At 41.9% G+C, this 20,352-nt stretch carries 12 protein-coding genes; all 12 read left to right on the forward strand.

Going from position 1 to position 20,352, the window contains the following annotated elements; genetic code table 11:
* The coding region (locus tag DWW90_RS10975) for a TonB-dependent receptor (protein WP_147382421.1) at positions 1-2,690 on the forward strand (2,690 nt) is incomplete at its 5' end.
* Positions 2,691-2,754: 64 nt separating this feature from the next.
* Positions 2,755-4,350: a RagB/SusD family nutrient uptake outer membrane protein gene (locus tag DWW90_RS10980; protein WP_122345000.1), complete on the forward strand. Its 1,596-nt coding sequence runs from the start codon at positions 2,755-2,757 to the stop codon at positions 4,348-4,350.
* Between the two features lie 130 nt (positions 4,351-4,480).
* Positions 4,481-4,696, forward strand: coding sequence for a hypothetical protein (locus DWW90_RS10985; RefSeq protein WP_122345001.1), 216 nt, complete (start codon positions 4,481-4,483; stop codon positions 4,694-4,696).
* Between the two features lie 112 nt (positions 4,697-4,808).
* Positions 4,809-7,082: a DUF4838 domain-containing protein gene (locus tag DWW90_RS10990; protein WP_122345002.1), complete on the forward strand. Its 2,274-nt coding sequence runs from the start codon at positions 4,809-4,811 to the stop codon at positions 7,080-7,082.
* Positions 7,083-7,120: 38 nt separating this feature from the next.
* A complete protein-coding gene (locus tag DWW90_RS10995; protein ID WP_122345003.1) occupies positions 7,121-9,103 on the forward strand; it encodes a family 20 glycosylhydrolase in 1,983 nt (660 codons plus the stop codon).
* Positions 9,093-10,373 (forward strand): S9 family peptidase, encoded by a 1,281-nt coding sequence (locus DWW90_RS11000; RefSeq protein WP_122345066.1) that lies wholly within the window; start codon positions 9,093-9,095, stop codon positions 10,371-10,373. The genes DWW90_RS10995 and DWW90_RS11000 overlap by 11 nt, the downstream gene beginning before the upstream one ends.
* A 36-nt stretch (positions 10,374-10,409) precedes the next feature.
* Positions 10,410-13,322 carry a glycosyl hydrolase family 28-related protein gene (locus DWW90_RS11005; RefSeq protein WP_122345004.1) on the forward strand — a complete coding sequence of 971 codons (2,913 nt, stop codon included), beginning with the start codon at positions 10,410-10,412 and terminating at the stop codon, positions 13,320-13,322.
* A gap of 66 nt (positions 13,323-13,388) precedes the next feature.
* Positions 13,389-14,123, forward strand: coding sequence for a DUF5040 domain-containing protein (locus DWW90_RS11010; RefSeq protein WP_233547722.1), 735 nt, complete (start codon positions 13,389-13,391; stop codon positions 14,121-14,123).
* A 70-nt stretch (positions 14,124-14,193) separates the two neighbouring features.
* Entirely contained in the window at positions 14,194-15,423 is a 1,230-nt protein-coding gene (locus tag DWW90_RS11015; RefSeq protein WP_122345005.1) for a 3-phosphoshikimate 1-carboxyvinyltransferase, read from the forward strand.
* 4 nt (positions 15,424-15,427) lie between these two features.
* Positions 15,428-15,850: a phospholipase gene (locus DWW90_RS11020; RefSeq protein ID WP_122331388.1), complete on the forward strand. Its 423-nt coding sequence runs from the start codon at positions 15,428-15,430 to the stop codon at positions 15,848-15,850.
* Between the two features lie 66 nt (positions 15,851-15,916).
* Complete coding sequence (locus tag DWW90_RS11025; RefSeq protein WP_122345006.1) at positions 15,917-16,720, forward strand: metal ABC transporter permease; 804 nt, start codon at positions 15,917-15,919, stop codon at positions 16,718-16,720.
* Positions 16,721-16,734: 14 nt separating this feature from the next.
* Positions 16,735-20,346: a cell envelope integrity protein TolA gene (locus tag DWW90_RS11030; protein ID WP_122345007.1), complete on the forward strand. Its 3,612-nt coding sequence runs from the start codon at positions 16,735-16,737 to the stop codon at positions 20,344-20,346.
* The last annotated feature ends 6 nt before the right edge of the window (positions 20,347-20,352 follow it).

The following is a 20,352-nucleotide window of genomic DNA, read 5'->3' on the forward strand; positions in this document are numbered from 1 at the left end:
TAGAAATACGAAATCAATCTACTGTGTCAATCAAGCTGAAAGAAGATTCCGAATTGCTTGACGAGGTAGTGGTGGTTGGGTACGGAACTGTAAAAAAAAGTGACTTGACAGGGTCTGTTGCTTCTGTATCAGATAGACAATTTAAGGATCAGCCGATAAAACGTGTTGAGGATATTTTGCAAGGACGTACACCTGGAGTTGAAGTTACAGCTCTTACTGGTATGCCGGGTGAAAGTATAAAAGTTCGTATACGTGGAACGACCTCAATTAATAAAAGTAGCAATCCATTATATGTTATAGATGGAATTGTAAGTTCAACAGGCTTAGATGGGCTTAATCCATTAGACATACAATCAATAGAAGTCTTGAAAGATGCTTCTGCTACTGCTATTTACGGCTCAAGGGGTGCTAATGGTGTCGTTCTGGTAACAACTCGTAAAGGACAAGAAGGACGTGTTTCGATTGTATTTGATGCGTCAGTCGGTATTTCAAACATGGCTAAAAAATATGATTTGTTGAACGCATATGAATATGCTTTGGCATTAAATGATATGTGGGGGTCTTCTACTATTCAGCAAGCTGATTTGGAAGCTTATAAAAATGGGATAAAAGGTGTTGATTGGCAGAGTATTATGACTCAAATAGGTATTGCTCAAGATTACAAATTAAGTATTTCTGGGGGGAATGAAAAAAATCGTTATCTGATCTCCGGTAATATTTTGGATATGACTGCTGTTACAATCACCAGTAAATATAAAAGATATCAATTCAGAATTAATTTGGACTCAGATGTCACTCCTTGGTTAAACATATCAACTCGTATCAATGCGGCAAGAATGCATTCTCATAATAATAGTGTTGATTTGATGACCTCTATTAATTATTCTCCTGCAATGGAAATGAAAAATGAAGAAACTGGTGTATATAACAGTGATCCATATAATGCAGTAGATAAGAATCCTTATGGAAGTCGTTTGGAAAATTACAATGACAATTATAGATATTACTTGAATGGTAATGTAAACTTTTTGTTTAAGATAGCAAAAGGTTTAACTTTTTCTGTACAAGGTGGTTTGAATTATGAACATGCACCGTCTTATTCTTTTATTTCTTCTTTATCTTCTCCAGGTGTAACAAACAAGATGGGAAATACGAGTAATACAAGAATTTATTGGCAAAACACGAATAATTTGACTTATCAAAAGGAGTTGGGTGATCATAATTTTACAGCGACTGCTGTTTGGGAAGCTAGTAATTCTCAATATACTAATTTGTCAATATCGGGTTCGAATTTAAGTAATGAAATTGTTGGATATTGGAATGTAAACAATGCGAAAACTCGAAGTGCAAGTAATAATTATACTTCAGTGGCAATTCTTTCGGGAATCGCTAGGCTAAATTATAGTTATAAAGGAAAATATATGTTGACTGGAACAATAAGAGCGGATGGAGCTTCTAAATTTCAGAAAGGAAATAAATGGGGGTATTTCCCTTCTGTAGCTTTAGCTTGGGATATCGCGAAGGAGAGTTTTATGGATGAAAATATTTTTCAACGTTTAAAACTTAGAACAAGCTATGGAGTGACAGGAAATCAAGATATTGATGCTTATAGCACGTTGGGAATGCTTTCTTCACTTTCTTATGGTTGGGGAACTTCTAATGAGTATGTCGGTTATTGGGGAAATTCTTTTGCAACTCCTAATGTGTCATGGGAAACAACAAATCAATATGATATAGGTGCTGATATTAGCGTATTGGATAGTCGTTTGAATTTGAGTGTAGATTGGTTTCACAAAAGATCTAAAGATTTACTATTTAAAAAATCTGTCCCTCAGTATAATGGAGGAGGAAGCTATTGGGTAAATGAAGGCGAAGTTAAAAATTCAGGAGTGGAGCTAATGGTGAGTGCTATTCCTGTTGATAATAATGGTTTTATATGGGAGACAACTTTTAATGCTTCTCATGTAAAAAATAAAGTTGTAGATTTGGCAGGTTCGGAATTTCTTCTTGATGCAAACTTTAGTAATTACGGAGGTGCTATGTTAATTAAGAAACCTGGATACCCATTGGGCTCGTTTTATTTATACAAATGGAGAGGTTTTGATGATGCAGGGGCTAACTTGTATGAAAAAAAGGATGGAACTTTGACAACGAATCCTACAGCTAATGATCAGTTTATTTCGGGACAATCTGATCCTAAGTGGACATTTGGCTGGAATAATATGTTTACCTGGAAAAATTGGACTGCAAGTATTTTTATTAATGCAGCTACTGGATTTAATAGATTGAATATGTCGCGTTATGCCACAGCATCTATGACTGGAACATATAAATTTATTACTTTGCGCGATGCTTATTTTAAAGGTTGGGATAAGGTTGAAAATAAAGCAGATGCATTATATCCAAGTTATAGTAATTCGAATACAAAATACTATGCAAATTCTGATTTTTGGTTAGAGAATGCTTCTTTTTTAAAAGTGAAAAATGTAAGTATTGCTTATATGTTCCCTAAACAAGTAACAAAATTTGCAGATGTACAATTGTCTTTTAGTGTACAAAATTTGTTGACAATAACCAAGTATTCAGGTATGGATCCAGAAGTTTATAATGGAAATATTGGTTCTGGTATTGATAGTGGTGCTTATCCTGTGCCTCGTACATTCACGATTGGGGCAAAATTCAGGTTTTGATAGCCTTTATTGTAATCAAAGTTCTCATTCAAATAAATAAATTTTTATTTTAAATCAAAGCGTAATGAAAACAACATATAAAATTATTGTCTTTTTATTTTTGGTAGGAGGATTCACCTCCTGTAGTGATTTTTTAGATGAAGATCCAAAAGGAAGACTAGCCAGTAAAACGTTTTTTACTAGCAAAGAAGATTTGGCACATTCTCTTACGGCTCTTTATTCTGTTGTCGCTGGTGCAGAATATACAAATAATACAACTGGTACGAACTTTTTGGCAGGGGATGATATCAGTACTCACCCAGGTAGCAATAAACAACCATTGAGAGAATATGATCAATATGATGTCAGTGATAATAATTCTTGGATGCCTGATATGTGGGTGAATCGTTGGAAAATTGTTAAAGCTGCAAATTTCATTATTAATAATGCTTCTCGTACACCAGATGTCTCCGAAGAAGAAATAACGGTAGCAATAGCTCAAGCTCATTTTTGGAGAGCTTTTGCCTATTTTTATCTTGTTCAATCATGGGGTCCTGTTCCTATCATGTTAGAAGAAAAAATAGATTATGAAGCACAATTAAATACAGAAGAGGAAATATATAATTTAATAGTGAACGATCTAAAAATAGCAGAAAAGGGTACACCGGTTTTATATACGGCAGAACCGTATGGACGTAATGGTATCAATATCGCAGTCAGCCAAGGCGCTGCTAAAGCGATGTTATCTTATGTTTATATGGCTATGGCAGGTTGGCCACTAAACAAAGGAGTAGAATATTATAAATTAGCAGCGTCGAAGGCAGAAGAGGTAATAGATGGTGTTGATAATGGTACTTACTATTATAGATTGTTGGATGAGTATAAATATGTATACTCTATGGAGTATAATGACAAGAATCAAGAAGTATTATTAGGTATCTATTATAATAGAGACAGAACTCCTACCATGTCTGTTTTAAATGATCTTTTGCAAGATATGAAGCAGGCGGGCTGGGGAGATACAAACGGAGAAATTAGATTTTGGAAAGATTTTCCGGAAGGTCCTCGCAAAGAAGCTACTTATTTGCCTAAAATTATGCTTTCTGATGGTAATTTGTATGATTGGTGGTGGGATACGACTCCTGCATCTAGAGTTGTTGTTGCACCTTGCTTTGCTAAAACTGCTGAAGGGGCAACAAGAGGTACTGAATTTGATTATACAGATCCTAATGCTCCTTATTACATAGGGGATAAAATGCATCAGATAGTTCGTCTTTCTGAAGTATATTGCTGGTATGCAGAAGCTTTGGGACGCTCTGGAGCTGTAAATTTAAAAGCAGTAGAGGTCTTAAATAAAGTAAGAAATAGAGCCGATGGAAAAGAATCTAACATCTATTCCATCAGTATGACTCCAGAACAATTGGCTGAGGCTGCATATAATGAACATGGCTGGGAAATAGCCGGATATTATTATGCGCTTGCTCCTAGATATCGTGATATGTTCCGTATGAATAGAGTGAAAAATCATTTTGAATATAGGAAAATGAATCCAGAAGTAGAAGTTGCACCAGGTATATTCCGGAAAGAAGCGGTTCCTGTAACTGGTTCTTGGAGTGATAGTAAGATGTATATACCTTATCCATATCAAGATGTCACATTGAATCCTAATCTGAAACGGTAGTAAAAAAATAGGGAGATGAAGATTTTCATTATTACACAAGCAAAAACATATAAGTATACTAAATAGAATTGCCTATGAAGTAGAATATCGTGAGTACACAAAAACGGGAAATGTGGTAACATTTCCCGTTATGAGTTTGATTATAAAATTAGTGCTGGAAGCACTAATAGTTAACTACAATAAAGGGGTTAAACACCGTTGGGGAGAATATAAGATTAGTGTACACCATATATTATGGCCTGTTCCTGCATCTGCAATAAATGCAAATACACAAGGCGTTATTAATCAAAACATAGGCTATCCAGGTGCTGAAAATAATAAAGAGCCTTTAAAGGTTCCATTGTAAATCTGTTATACAATGATATTTTAATGGAGATACTATTCATTAAAACAGTACTATGTTTGAAATATGGTATCCCCATTTATATATGTGATTATTTAAAATTTATTATTGAGTTATGATGAATATGAGGTATCTATTGATTTTGCTATTGTTTGGCTGTTTATCATGTCAGAAAGTACTGAAAATAGTTGATCGTGGCAAAAGTGAATATGTAATAGTAATTCCGCATTCTTATTCCGATGCAGAATTAAAGGGAGCTTATGCTTTGCAATCTTTTCTCGAAAAAAGTGCAAAGGTGAGATTACCCGTTGTACACGATACGACGGCTTGGGCTGAAAAGGAAATCTCAATAGGGAGTACAAATCGTTTACATCACATCACTGAGGGGAATGAAGATCTACAAGATGATGGTTTTCATGTATTTACCAGAGGGGAAAAGTTGTATATTAAAGGGGGAACGGGGTATGGTTCGCTTTATGGCGTGAATGAACTTCTGGAAAAATATTGGGATTATCGGCGGTATACTTCTACTGTGGAAATTGTTCCCGAAAGACAAAGTATTGTTTTACCTGTAGATATAGATGATAAACAAATACCGGTTTTGTCTTCCCGTAATATGCTTTATCGTTGTGCGGACGACGAATCTTTTTTGGATTGGTTGAGGCTGACTCAAACAACTATAAATAGTAATGACCGTGGGAAATGGGGATTTTGGGTACATTCATTTGGTACTCTGCTTCCGGCCAAACGTTATTTTAAAGAACATCCTGAGTATTATACAATGAACGAGAATGGAGAACGGGTTCCTTCCCAATTATGTTTGAGTAATCCGGAGGTGCTGGATGTGTTGTGTAAAGAACTTGACAAGTGGATGGAGAAAAAGCCGGATGCTGTCTATTGGTCTGTGAGCCAAAACGACAGTTATAATTATTGCAAATGTCCGGAATGTAGTAAAATATACGAGGAAGAGGGAAGCCCTTCCGGTTTGATGATCCGATTTGTGAACCAAGTGGCAAAACGATACCCTCACAAAATCATATCAACGTTGGCTTATCAGTTTACCCGGAAACCACCGAAATGTGCTAAGCCGTTGAGTAATGTGAACATTATGTTTTGTAATATCGAGTGTAACCGAAGCAAACCGATAGCAGAAGACCCGGCAAGCAAAGCTTTCCGTGAAGATATGAGCGGATGGGCAAAATTGACGGACAATATATTATTGTGGGATTATATGGTGCAATTCAGTAATTTGTATACGCCTTTTCCGAATTTTCGGACATTGCAGCCTAATATGCAATATTTTGTGGATAATAATGTCTGTTCCGTGTTTGCGCAAGGGAATCCCCAGCCTGCAGGAGAGTTATGTCATCTTCGTGCTTATGTGGCAGCAAAGTTGCTTTGGAATCCTTATTGTGATGTGGAGGCTGTTATTGACGATTTTTTGACGGGCTATTATGGTGCTGCCGGTATCCATATCCGGAACTATATAGATCTTTTGCATGACAATCTGGAATTGACGGGAGAAGGATTGAATATCTTCGGAACTGCGCTTGATGCGATTGATGGTTATCTTTCTCCAAGTCGCTTGGATAGTTATAAAGCTTGTTTTGATCGGGCTGAAGAGGCTGTAAAGAGTAATAAGGAGTTATTGGATAGGGTTAAAATAGCTCGTTTACCATTGGTTTTTGCGGAATTGGAACAAGCTGCTCTTACTCCGGTTGGCGATCGGGGGCTATTGGGCGCAGGCAATAATGACAGTTTACAAATCAGTCCTTCTTATTTGGGCAGTTTGGATTATTTTTATACTTATTGTAAACGAAACGGGACTAATCGTATTTGCGAGTGGAGAACGACGATCGATGAATATAGAGATGAAATGCTGGATATGCCAGAACAATACAGAAAGATGATGGGTAAAGAAAACAAAGCCTTAGGGAAAAACGTTTCGGTTAATCGTCCTTTGAGTATTTATAAAGCTGATGGAGTCATGTCGGTTACGGATGGTATTTTAGGGGCACGTAATTTTAATCGGAATTGGCTTGGCTTTAAGCATGAAAATTTTGAAATAGTGATTGACTTAGGCAGGCAGGAGATGTTTTCACGGGTGAATACTCGCTTTTTGCAATCGATATATGATCGTATGTTCATTCCGAATGGAATCGATGTTTTGGTGTCGAATGATAATAAGCGGTTTGTGCCTGTTAAAAAGATAGCCAATGAGATGGATCGTTCCAAGATATATAAAACTAAAGTTCTTGAAGCGACGTTTGCACCTCAAAATTCTCGTTATGTTAAGATAAGGGTCGATGTGGTTCCCGTTTGTCCTTCGTGGCATCAGGATGCAAAGACCGATGCTTGGACTTTGGTCGATGAAGTGGCTGTATATTGAATATCCATGAATGTTGTATATAATTAAATAAAAAATCAATGAAGTTGTTATTGTATGGTATTATTACCGCTATTTTTTTCTTTTCAGGAAAATCGGATGCCGCATCCAATAAAAAACCGTTTGTCATTCCGGAATTACAAGAATGGAAAGGGAAAGATGGCTTGTTTGTCCCAACGACCGGTTCTCGTATTGTGTGTATGGGGAAAGACGTAGAAACGAAGAGAGTAGCTCGGCAATTCGCTTTGGATTATGAAACAATGTTTGGGCATCGTCTGCCGATCGTTGAAGGAAATCCGGTTTCTGGAGATTTTGTCTTTTCGTTAGTTTCAGACAAGCATCTTGGGGAAGAAGGATATATTTTAAATATTACAGATCGTGTGACTCTTTCTGCATATTGCGTAAAAGGTCTGTATTGGGCTACTCGATCCGTATTACAAATGGCGGAACAGCATACGGAACAGCATTTACCCAAAGGGTGGGCACGGGATTATCCGGACTATCCGGTCCGTGGTTTCATGCTTGATTGCGGACGTAAATTTATTCCTATGTCATTTTTGCGTGACTATGTAAAGATAATGGCTTATTATAAAATGAATACATTCCAGATTCATTTGAATGATAATGCTTTCAAACAGTATTATGAGCACGATTGGAATAAGACATATTCTGCATTTCGATTGGAATGTGCCACTTTTCCAGGCTTGACTGCCCGTGACGGATTTTATACGAAAAAGGAGTTTGTTGATTTACAAAGGTTTGCCGATAGCTTGGGAGTGGAAATCATACCGGAGATAGATGTCCCTGCACATTCTTTGGCATTTACGCAGTATAAGCCGGAAATAGGCAGCAAGGAATATGGAATGGATCATTTGGATTTGTTTAAGCCGGAAACATACGAGTTTGTGGACGCTTTGTTTCGGGAATATCTGGAAGGTGACAATCCTGTTTTCTGCGGTAAGCGAGTACATATCGGAACGGACGAATATTCGAATAAAAAACGGGACGTGGTAGAAAAATTCCGCGCTTTTACCGATCATTATATCCGATTTGTGGAAAGCTTTGGAAAGCAGGCTTGTATGTGGGGATCTTTGACGCATGCCAAAGGTGAAACACCCGTGAAAGCTGACAATGTCATTATAAATGCTTGGTATAACGGATTTGCGCAGCCCAAGGAGATGTTCAAATTGGGATATGAATTGATCAGTATTCCGGATACCCGTCTTTATATTGTTCCGGCAACGTTCTATTATCATGATTATCTGGATACTGAAAATTTGTATCGGGACTGGACTCCTGCAATTATTGGAGGAGATGTATTTCCGGAGAAACGGGAACAGATTTTAGGTGGTATGTTTGCTGTTTGGAACGATCATGCAGGTAATGGCATCAGTACGAAAGATATTCATTACAGGGCATTCCCCGCTTTACAGACTTTGGCCGTCAAGATGTGGACCGGAAAAAAACGAATGTTGCCTTATAAGGATTTTGATACATTGCGCATCTCGGTGAGTGAGGCACCGGGTGTGAATGTGGCTGGCCGTATAAAGGGAGATTACAGAGAGGTTTATAAACAAGATCAGTTGCTTCCGGGGATGAAAACCGGCATGAAGGAGATCGGGTATAGGTATACTGTTTCTTTTGATTTCCAGTCAATAGAGGAAGAAAAAGGTACGCTTTTATTTCGCTCACCCGATACGGAGTTTTATCTATCAGACCCAATTTCAGGGAAAATCGGTTTTTCTCGTGATGGTTATTTGAACACATTTAATTATCAATTTTATCCGGAAGAGAAAGTGCACGTAATGATTAGCGGAGATGAGAGGTCGACTCGTCTTTATGTAGATGGAGAATTAGAAGAAGAGTTGTCTATGCAAAGACGTTATTTCAATGCAGGTAAAGATTCTATGAATTATGTACGGACTTTGGTATTCCCGTTAGAAAAGGCTGGTTTATTTAAAAGTAAGGTGACAAATTTTAAAGTGTTTAATTATTGTAAATTGGATGAAGATCATGAAAAATAACATCTATATTCAATTGCTATTATCCGTATTGATAGCTTTGGGTTCTGTTTTAGGAGTTAGAGGACAGGAAACCCATACGGACGAATCTCTTGTTCCGTCTTATATCTTACCAGATCCATTGAAAGATGATTCGGGGAAAAACGTCGTATCGGTAAATGAATGGGAGAATAAACGACGCCCGGAAATTGTGTCGCTTTTTGAGAAAAACGTATATGGGAAATCACCGGAAAAACCGGAGAAGATGACTTTTACGATCGTACAAGAAGACTCCACGGCTTTCCAAGGAAGGGCAACTCGCAAGGAGGTGCTGATTGGCTTTCCTGATTTTCCGGATTTGTCTATGCTTTTGTTGATTTATTTACCAAATCAAGTAAATCATAGTGCACCTGTCTTTTTGGGGTTGAATTTTCAAGGGAATCAAGCTATTTCTCAGGATTCCTTGATTACAATCTCTCCCGGTGTGGATCGTGAAGTTGCTGAAAAAATAGCATCAGGTGAATTAAGTAGGGGAAAATTGGCTAATAGGTGGCCGATAGAATTGTTACTTGAAAATGGATATGGCATAGCTACGATTTATCGAGGAGATATAGATCCGGATTTTGATGATGGATTTAAAAACGGAGTTCATGTTATTACGGATGGTGCTCGAAAAGGGAAACGCTTGGGAGATGCTTGGGGAACAATTGCTGCTTGGGCATGGGGATTGAGTCGAGGAATGGATTATCTGGTTACAGACTCGAAAATCGACAAGGACAAAATCGCAGTTGTCGGACACTCTCGTTTAGGAAAGGCTGCTTTGTGGGCAGGAGCGACAGACCCGCGTTTTGCAATAGTCATATCCAACAACTCCGGATGTGGCGGTGCTGCTCTTTCCCGTAGAAGGTTTGGAGAAACGGTTTGGAAGATAAATGATAGCTTCCCACATTGGTTTTGCTCTAACTTTCATGCGTATGACCATAATGAAGATGCGTTACCGGTAGATCAGCACGAACTGATCAGTCTTATAGCACCGCGTCCCGTATATGTGGCCAGCGCAAAAGAAGATTTATGGGCTGATCCGAAAGGGGAATTTTTGTCAGCCATGCATGCCGAACCTGTGTATGCGTTATATGGGTTGAAAGGATTAACCGTATCAGAGATGCCGGAGGTGAACAGGCCTTTACATAAAGGGTATATAGGTTATCATATTCGTCCGGGAAGACATGGTATCACGCCTTATGATTGGTCTCAGTACATAAGATTCTGTGACATTTTTTTTAGAGGAAAATGATTTGGATTGTCGATTTAGAAACAAGGGGAAAGAAGCATGAAAAACGTACTTTTATTTTTAGCGGAAATATTGTTGTTGATTCTCCATTTTGATGGATTGGCTGTTGAAAATAGCCATTCCGTGTATATGGATTGTCCAAAGGATTCTCTATCTGTGTATTTCTCAAATCCACAATTCGAGGTCGATCCACAGGGAAAAAATGATGTCTCGGACGAATTGCAGAGAGCGATTAATTTGGTTCAGGAGACAAGTGGCCATGGGGTTTTATTCATACCGGAAGGCGTGTACCATATCAGTAAAACAATTCATATATGGAAAGGTATAAGATTAATAGGGTATGGAGAGAAACGTCCGGAGTTTGTATTGTCTTCGAAAGTTCCTTTTTCAGGACATAAGTATCTTTTTCATTTTTGTTCTGACCGGCCCAAGGGCAATGGTGCAATAAGGAATGCAGATGCGGATACTTATTATAGTGGTATGCAAAATATAGATATCCGAATTGAAGATTCAAAAACGGATATCGTCGCTGTTAAATTTAATGTGGCTCAACATTCGTTACTCTCCCACATGAATTTTCGTTTGAATGACAATGCCGTTGCAGTAGAGGACATGGGGACGGAAATAGAATCCTGCGGTTTTTATGGAGGAAGATATGCTTTACGCGCGAACTCTTCGGCAGGAGGATGGCAATCGCTTATCCTTGATTCGTATTTCGAAAAGCAGAAAAAAGCGGCTATACGAACAAGAGAGGTCGGGATAACAGCGATCAGATGTCATTTTAAACAGGTCCCGACGGTGGTTGAAGTCGTGGAGCATTGTTTTGAAAAACTTTGGATATCGGATTCAAGATTTGAAAGAATCACATCCCCGGCGTTGATTATCAGTAATGAAAAAAATCCTCAAACCAAAGTCAATATAGAGAATTTGGTTTGTAAGAATGTTCCTCGGCTGGTAGCTTTTCGTAATAGTGGAGAGATAAGAAGAATACCGCATAAGATATATCATGTGAAAAACTACACACATGGATTAATCTATGAATCTTTGAGTGATCAAGCGGCAATAAAAAGTATGGAGGGCATTGTTCCATTAAAAACGATGCCTCCGATCATCCCATCAGACATCCCGATTGTTCCTCCGGTTAAAACCTGGGTGAATATCAAAGAACTGGGAGCCATTGGAGATGGCATTGCAGATGATACGGAGGTCTTGGAACAAGCTATTTCTGTCTATCGTACGATTTATTTTCCTACGGGGCACTATCGTATAACTCGTCCTTTGTTCTTGAAAGATTCGACAAATTTAGTAGGATTGAATCCTTCTTCCACTCAAATTGTCATTACAGATAAAACACCCGCTTATCAAGGTGCTGGCTCACCTGTACCTATGATAGAAACAACATCGGGGGGGTGTAATATTCTAAGCGGAATAGGTATTGCCACCCTTGGTGAAAATCCGAGAGTCACAGCTGTCAAATGGAAAGCGGGCGCTTGTTCTATGGTGAATGATGTGCGTTTTTTTGAAGAAATCAGGACTTATTATAAAAAAGGGGCTTTGCCTTGTTTTCATAAAGAGCAGGCTTTGGATTCGGGGAACTGGCAAGCTGCTTACAGCAATCGGTTCGACAAACCTTTCCAAGGTTGGAATTCACAATATTGGAGTCTTTGGGTCACCGAAGGAGGAGGTGGAGTATTTAAGAATATATGGATCCCCCATACCTACGCGTGTGCAGGTATGTATGTGTCGAATACGTGTACGGAAGGAAGAACATATATGCTGTCGATTGAACATCATGTTCGCAATGAGGTTGTTATGGACAATGTATCGAATTGGAAATTTTATGCTTTGCAACTTGAAGAACAATATCCTCATGGTATTGAATGTCTTCCGCTGGAAATAAAAAATTCTAAAAACATTCTGTTTGCCAATACTTATGCCTATCGGGTAAGTCGGATGGTTACTCCATATCCTTATGCTGCGAGGACTGAAAACTGCACAGATATTCTGTTTAAAGGATTTCATAATTGGGCCGGTACGGAATATGCATTTGAAAATACGCTGCATGATTTGACGTCAAAAGTATCTGTTCGATCTCGTGAATTCGCCTTCTTAAATGTATCTTCCAAAATCGATACATCAATTGCTCCATATAAGGTTATTAAACTTGCAGGCGGGTTTGGACATATAGATGCGATCACATCTGATAGCAAAGGAAATGTATTTTTTATCGATACTCAAACCCGGATAATTTACAAGTGGGGAATAGATGACAAATTAGTGATAGTTTCTTCACTACCGCTGAATCCTATATCTTTGGCATGTGATAGTCAAGATCGTTTGATTGCCCTTACTCGTTCGGTGTATCCGCTATCGGTTTTCAGTCGTGGAAATATTGGTTGTGTTATTTTCGAACCGGCAGATCCGGTAGGGACAATGCAGTGTTTATCCAAGTCTCCTTTTAGTGGTTATGAGGATGGGAAAAAGATATTTTATCAATCCAGTCGTTATAGGATGGGAGATGGTTCGGAGAGCATACTGTCTCGTAACGTGGTTGATGCTTATGTCTCACCGGATGGAAAAACGATTATTCCCATCTCTGAAGACTTGTCGCAAACCAATACATTAAAAGAATATATAGCAGGCCGGCCTTTTGTTATAACGAATGACTTAAATCGTAGGACATATATTTGCCAAACTGGTGAGAATGAAGAATTGGTATCCCCAATTCTTTTGGCAGAAGTGGGGGGCTATGATGCGATATCTGGACCGGATGGAAATATTTATATTGCGGGGGATCATATTTATGTATATGATTATTCCGGACAGCAAGTTGAGGTAATTAAAATGCCGGAAAGACCATATTCTATCACTTTTGCCGGACAAGATTATAATAAAATGTATATTTGTGCAGGCTCATCACTTTATTTGTATAAGCGGAATGGGTTAAAATAAAAAATGTATAGTTCTTTTAGCATGATTAGTATGAAATGTATAGTTTTATTGTTGTGGATTCTCTTTATGAGTTTTCCGGTTCAAGGACAGGAGAGTGTTGCAGGTAGGAAGTATACGCTTTTGTTAACGGGAGCTTCGTTTGCATCTCCGGAGAATGGTTGGTTTGAGTTGGGGTGTGAGAAATTAGATGCGGTTTGTCTGAATCGGGCAGTTGGAGGGGAAGCGATTGCCAATACAGCGAATCGGATGGCCGAGGGGACGTTGTATTCTTTGGAGGAATTCGAAGATATTGATGTGCTTGTTATTATGCAAGTTCATGACAAAGATGTTTTTGATGAATCGAGCCTTAAAGAGGAATATACGGATTATGCGCTTCCGTTCGACCGTTCCAATTATGCGGCTGCATACGATTATGTCATAAAACGTTATATAACAGAATGCTATAATTTGCAATTCAACGAGCATTCTAAATATTTCGGGAATAAAATGGGGAAACCGGTGAATATCGTTTTATGTACACATTGGCATGACGGACGTGCATTATTGAATAGTTCTATTCGTAAATTGGCTGTTAAGTGGGGATTCCCGTTGGTGGAATTTGACAAACAAATCGGCTTCTCGAAAGATGTTTTACATCCAGTGACCAAAAAGCAACATAGTTTAATTTATGCACAAGATTCGCAGGTAACGAATGGGGTGACATACGGGTGGCATCCACAACGTGGAAAAGATAAATATATTCAACAGCGGATGGCTTCTGTTTTTATTGATGTGATGGAGAAGGTATTGCCTCTACGGTAACAAACGGAGTGAAAAATGGAAAGATATTTATAATTTCCGTACTTTTGTATTCCATATTTAATGCAAAAGTATGAATTATACAATAAAGTCTCCTGTTTCATTGAAAGCTTCCGTCAAGCTTCCCGCCTCTAAAAGTATCTGTAACCGTGCGTTGATACTTAATGCGTTGAGTTATAGTCCGTATGAGATTCAGAATCTGTCGGATTGCGATGATACGGAGGTAATGGTGAAGGCGCTCGATTCGAATGATCGTGACTTTGATATAAAAGCCGCGGGGACTGCAATGCGGTTCCTGACGGCTTTTTTGTCTAAGGTGGTGGGCGAGTGGACGATTACGGGGACGGAGCGGATGAAGAACCGGCCGATCAAGATATTGGTAGATGCGCTTAACGCACTCGGGGCGCGGGTAGAATATATGGAGAAAGAAGGCTATCCTCCGCTCCGTATTTTCGGAAGTGCGTTGCACGGAGGTGAGATTTCGCTTGCCGGCGGAGTCAGTTCACAGTATATTTCGGCGTTGCTGATGATCGCTCCTTTGATGGAAAACGGTTTGACGTTACATCTGGAGGGGAATATTATTTCGAAGCCTTATATTAACCTGACTTTGCAACTGATGGCGCAATACGGGGTGAAGGCGGAATGGGACGGGCAGACGATCAAAGTACGCCCGCAGGAATATAACCCGGTTCCTTTCACGGTCGAATCCGATTGGAGCGCCGCTTCCTATTGGTATTCCATGATGGCATTATCGCGGAATGCGGAGATCGAATTGTTAGGATTGTTTAAGAATAGCCTGCAGGGGGATGCTGCCGGGGCGAAGCTGTTTGCGCAACTCGGTGTCGGTACCACTTTTACTGATCGCGGCGTAGTCCTGAAACACAACGGCAACAGTGTGAAGAAGCTGAACTATAACTTCGTGAACGAGCCGGACCTGGCTCAAACCTTTGTTGTCACCTGTGTGTTATTGAATACGCCTTTCCGTTTTACAGGTTTGCAAAGTCTGAAGATAAAGGAGACAGACCGCATCGAGGCGCTGAAAACAGAGCTTCGCAAGTTGGGCTATCTGCTGACGGACAGCAACAACAGTATCCTGGAATGGAACGGCGAACGCTGTGAGCCGGAAGCTCATCCGGTCATTGCGACTTACGAGGATCATCGCATGGCAATGGCATTCGCGCCTGCTGCCCTGGTGTGTCCGGAAGGGATCGAGATTGCCGATCCGGAGGTGGTGAGCAAGAGTTATCCTCATTTCTGGGAAGATATGGAAGCTGCGGGCTTTTTAATAATGGACAATTGTTAAAATTATGTGGTATATTGTCATAGGTATTATCGTATTGGGTGTCATTGCCGCCATCGCCGGCTATTTCCGGAACCGGAAGTTGCAGAAGATGTTGGAACGCGGCGAGATTTCGGAAATTCCCGAAGCGCAGGAGCTTGTCACGGACGAGTGTTGCGGGCAGCATGAAACCTGCGAACGCGACAGTCTGCTGGCTGCCGTCAGCAAGAAAATCGAATATTACGATGATGAAGAACTGGACCGTTTCCAGGGTGTCGACTCCGATGCGTATGACGAAGATGCCGTGAACGAGTTTCGCGACGTGCTTTATACCTTGCAAGATGTGGAGGTGGCCGGTTGGCTGCGCAGCCTGCAACTTCGTGCGATCAGTTTGCCGGATGCCCTGAAAGACGAAGCGTTCCTGATTGTCGGCGAACGGCGTGTGCATTAAGTTCCATGCCTGTGGAATTTTAGTTCCATGCCCATGGAATAAAAAAAGGATGTAATAAGAAAAAGAATGGATTTACTGCAATATAGCTTTTTTCAACATGCCCTCTTGGGCAGCCTGCTTACTGCGATCGCCTGCGGCATTGTGGGAACGTATATTGTGTCCCGCCGTTTGGTCTTTATCAGCGGTGGTATTACGCATGCCTCTTTCGGGGGATTGGGATTAGGTTTCTATTTAGGGACGAATCCGATCTTGATGGCGATGCTGTTTTCGGTGCTTTCCGCGTTCGGTGTGGAGTGGGTCAGCAAGACGCAGAATGTGAGGGAAGATTCCGCCATTGCCGGCGTCTGGTCGTTGGGCATGGCGTTGGGAGTGATCTTTATCTTCCTGACTCCCGGCTATGCGCCGAATCTGTCTGCTTACCTCTTTGGGAATATATTGACGATTTCGACGGGCGATATCGTTTGGATTGCAGGTCTGGCGCTGTTGCTGGTCGTTCTTTTCAGCCTTTTCCTGCGTGAGATCGTTTATGTGGCGTTCGACAGGGATTTTGCCGTTACGCAAGGGCTGCCTGTCAAGTGGATCGAGTATGTGATGATGTTCTTCATTGCCGTGACGATTGTCCTTTCGATCCGACTGGTCGGTATCATGTTGTTGATGAGCCTGCTGACGTTGCCGCAGATCACGGTAAACCTCTTTACGTCAGACTTCAAAAAGATCATGTTCGGCAGTATTGCCATCGGCTTTTTAGGCTGTGTGGCAGGGTTGGTCTTGTCCTATTTCCTGAATGTTCCTTCCGGTGCGTTTATCATTCTCGTCCTCGTCCTTTTCTTTTTGATAGTGAAAGCAATAAAAGCGGTTTTAAAGCGTTAGAAGAAACGAATACAATGAAGAAAGGTTTCTACTATATATTGGCATTAATAGTTGTCTCTTTGTTTTGGTCTTGCAGTACGAAAAAGAATACCAAGGCGAACCGCTTTTACCATGCCTTTAACTCCCGCTACAATATCTATTTCAATGGTAAGACCTCTTTCGACGAAGCCTTGCTTTCCATGCAGAATGGTTACAAAGAGAGCTATTCCGACATGATCCTGATGTATCCGATCAGTGCACAGCCCAAAGACAAGCAAACCGCCGGAGGTCCTTTCGACCGCGCAATCGAGAAAAGCAATAAAGCCATCAAGCTCCACTCCATCAAGACAAAGCCGCCCAAGAAACCGGGATGGCGTAACGACCCCAAACAACGCGCCTGGCAGGAACAGGAGGAATATAACCCTTTCCTGAAAAAGTGCTGGCTGATGATGGGGCAGGCCCAGTTCTACAATGCCGACTTTCTGCAAGCATCCGCAACGTTCTCTTATATCGCCCGCCATTATGCGCATGACGAGGAAGTCGTGGCCGAAGCCCGTCTCTGGCAGGCACGCTGCTATTCGGAGATGGATTGGTTCTACGAGGCCGAAGATATCTTAGGCAAACTCAATACGAACGGTATTCCCCGGAAGAATCTGAACCAATATGCGACGGTCTATGCCGACTACTTAGTGAAGAACAAACAATACGAAGAAGCTGTCCCTTACTTCAAGACGGCTATCAAGGCGGAGAAGAACCGCCGCCAACGGACTCGCATGAAGTACCTGTTAGGACAGATATATGCCGACCAGGAGCAAAACGGACTCGCTTACCAGATGTTCGGGCAGGTGATAAAAGCCAATCCTCCGTATGAACTCGAATTTGCCGCCCGCATCCGCCAGACCGAAGTGTTTACCGGAGGCAACTTCCAGAAAGTAGTCAAGATGTTGCAGCGGATGGCAAAGAGCGACAAGAATAAAGACCTGCTCGACCAGGTTTATTATGCTTTGGGAAATGTCTATCTGAGCCGGGAAGATACGGTCAACGCTATCAAAAACTACGAGTTAGGTGTGGAGAAAAGTACCCAGAACAGCTTGGACAAAGCGATCTGCCAGATCAAACTGGGAGACCTCTATTTCCAGAAACGCGACTATGTCAAGGCGCAGCCGAACTTCAGCGGCGCTCTGTCCGGCATCCAGAAAGAATATAAGGACTATGAACGTGTGTCCAAACTCTCCGCTATCCTGGACGAACTGGTCGTCCATGTGGAAGCCGTCCATTTGCAGGACAGTTTGCAGACGCTTGCCAAGATGCCCGAAGCGGAACGCCTTGCCGTGATCGACAAGATCATCGAACAGGTAAAGAAAGAGGAAGAAGAGGCGAAAGCTCTTGCCGAGAAGGAAGCTTACCTCGCTGAACAAGAGGCAAAAGGAACAGGTATCGACCGTCCGGGAACGGAAACAGGTGGCATCACCTTGCCGACCGCATCCGGAGGTTCCGGCTTTTATTTCTACAACCCGCAGGCTGTCGCGCAGGGAAAAACCGCTTTCCAGCGTAAATGGGGACGGCGAACGCTGGAAGATAACTGGCGCCGGCGTAAAAAGGAAATGTCCACCTTCAATGAAGAGATGGCAAACGGCGAAGAAGCGGCAATAGACTCTGTCGCTTTAGGTCCTGACGGCTTGCCGATAGCTGCCGATTCGTTGGAAGCCGGCTTGGAACCGGTTGCCGCCGATGATCCGAAGACGCGCGAATACTATATCCAGCAACTTCCGATGACACCTGAAGATATAGAAGCCTCCAATATCATTATAGAAGACGGTCTCTATAATATGGCAATGATCTATAAGGATAAGCTCGAAGATATCCCGTTGGCTACCGAAGCCTTTGAGGAACTGGAACGCCGTTTCCCGAAACACAACCATCTTTTGGAGAGCTATTATCAGGTCTATCTGATGGCACTCCGTTCGGGTAATACGACTTTGGCTACCGAGTATAAGAACAAGTTGATCAATACGTTCCCCGAATCGGATTATGCGATTGCGATTGCCGATCCCAATTACGAATACAATATCCGCATGATGGATGTGATGCAGGATTCTATTTACCAGGCTACTTATAGCAGCTACTTGGCTGAAGATACTGTGACTGTGCGCCATAACTTTCGCGAAGTCAGCGCCAAGTATCCGTTGGCGGATCTGCTACCCAAGTTCATGTTCCTCGATGCTTTGACCTATGTGCAGGCGGGAGATGCCGAAGGGTTTAAGAATGCCCTGAAAGCATTGGTAGAGAAATATCCGTCCGCCGATGTGACGGAATTGGCTGGTGAGATGCTGAAAGGTGTCCTTCGCGGGCGTATGATGGTTCAAGGTGGTGTCAGGGGAATGACCTGGAACCTGCGTTTTGGTGTCGGTGACGATGGCACGCTTTCGGCTGCCGACTCGGCTCGTACTTTTACGGCTGAACCGAACACCTCTTACCGGATGCTGTTGATGTATCCGACCGGAACGCTCGACCGTAACCAGTTGCTCTTTGCCGTTGCCGCTTATAACTTCGCCAACTTTATGGTGAAAGAGTTCGACTTGAGTTTCGAGGAGGCAGGTCCGATGACAATGTTGACCATTCATGGTTTCTTCAACCTCGATGAGATTCTCCATTACTATAAGATGATCTACGGAAAAGACGGGTATGCGACGGCTTTGGATAAGAATGTTGCCATCCTCCCGATTTCCGATGATAATTACGAAACGCTGATGCGTGGTAAGACGCTTGAGGAATACGTCGACTTCTTCCAGGAAAACTTCGGCGAGGCTGCACCTGAATTGGCCGCCCGTTGGAAAGCACGCATGACTGCCGAGCAAATCAAGGAAGAAGATGCAAAAGCCGAGGCTGAAAAAGCTGAAGCAGAAGCCGGAGAGGTTGAAGAGGCAGAGGAAAACATCCCGGAAGAAACGCCTGCCGTACAGCCTAAGGAAGAACAGCCGGTTAAGAAAACCGTCCGTCCGAAGGAACAGCAACAACAGCAAGCTGTCGAGCCGCCGGTAGAACAACAAGTCGTAAAAGACACGGTTCCGGTTGAGCTGCCACCGATCGATACAACGGTTGTTCGCAAAGAAGAGGTGATTGCTAAGGACACAGTGCTTCCGGTACAGGCCGATACCGTTCCTGCCGTTGTCGCTCCTGTTGAGCAACCGAAGGAACTCACCCTGAAAGAGATCGAAGAACTCCGCAAGCGTGAAGCCGCCGAAGAAGCCGCCCGCAAGGAAGAAGCCCGTAAAGCCTTTGAAGCCCAACAAAAGGCCGAAAAAGAGTTGCAGGAAAAGAAAGCGAAAGAGAATGAAGAGCTTCTGAAGAAGCAGAAAGCCGAAGAAGAAGCCTTGTTGAAAGCGAAAGCCGACCGGGAAAAACAACTCGAACGTGATCGTAAAGCCAAGTTGAAACAAACTGAAGCCGAACGTAAAGCGAAGCTGAAAGCCCGCGAAGAACTCCGCAAGCAGAAGGAACGCGAATACAAAGAGCGCCTTAAGCAGAAGGAAAAAGAACGCAAGCAGAAAGAACGCGAATATCAGGAAAAGCTGAAAGCCAAAGAAAAAGCCCGCCGCGAAGCCCAAAAGGCGAAAGAGGCGGCGGCAAAGGCGAAAAGAAGATAATATATA

The organism is Parabacteroides sp. AF17-28 (genome assembly GCF_003479205.1).
Classification (GTDB): domain Bacteria; phylum Bacteroidota; class Bacteroidia; order Bacteroidales; family Tannerellaceae; genus Parabacteroides; species Parabacteroides acidifaciens.

What these genes read in the sequence shown, in the direction of transcription:
- DWW90_RS10980 (WP_122345000.1), top strand. Translation starts at nt 2,755, where the DNA reads ATGAAAACAACATATAAAATTATTGTCTTTTTATTTTTGGTAGGAGGA.
- DWW90_RS10985 (WP_122345001.1), top strand. Translation starts at nt 4,481, where the DNA reads ATGAGTTTGATTATAAAATTAGTGCTGGAAGCACTAATAGTTAACTAC.
- DWW90_RS10990 (WP_122345002.1), top strand. Translation starts at nt 4,809, where the DNA reads ATGATGAATATGAGGTATCTATTGATTTTGCTATTGTTTGGCTGTTTA.
- DWW90_RS10995 (WP_122345003.1), top strand. Translation starts at nt 7,121, where the DNA reads ATGAAGTTGTTATTGTATGGTATTATTACCGCTATTTTTTTCTTTTCA.
- DWW90_RS11000 (WP_122345066.1), top strand. Translation starts at nt 9,093, where the DNA reads ATGAAAAATAACATCTATATTCAATTGCTATTATCCGTATTGATAGCT.
- DWW90_RS11005 (WP_122345004.1), top strand. Translation starts at nt 10,410, where the DNA reads ATGAAAAACGTACTTTTATTTTTAGCGGAAATATTGTTGTTGATTCTC.
- DWW90_RS11010 (WP_233547722.1), top strand. Translation starts at nt 13,389, where the DNA reads ATGAGTTTTCCGGTTCAAGGACAGGAGAGTGTTGCAGGTAGGAAGTAT.
- DWW90_RS11015 (WP_122345005.1), top strand. Translation starts at nt 14,194, where the DNA reads ATGAATTATACAATAAAGTCTCCTGTTTCATTGAAAGCTTCCGTCAAG.
- DWW90_RS11020 (WP_122331388.1), top strand. Translation starts at nt 15,428, where the DNA reads ATGTGGTATATTGTCATAGGTATTATCGTATTGGGTGTCATTGCCGCC.
- DWW90_RS11025 (WP_122345006.1), top strand. Translation starts at nt 15,917, where the DNA reads ATGGATTTACTGCAATATAGCTTTTTTCAACATGCCCTCTTGGGCAGC.
- DWW90_RS11030 (WP_122345007.1), top strand. Translation starts at nt 16,735, where the DNA reads ATGAAGAAAGGTTTCTACTATATATTGGCATTAATAGTTGTCTCTTTG.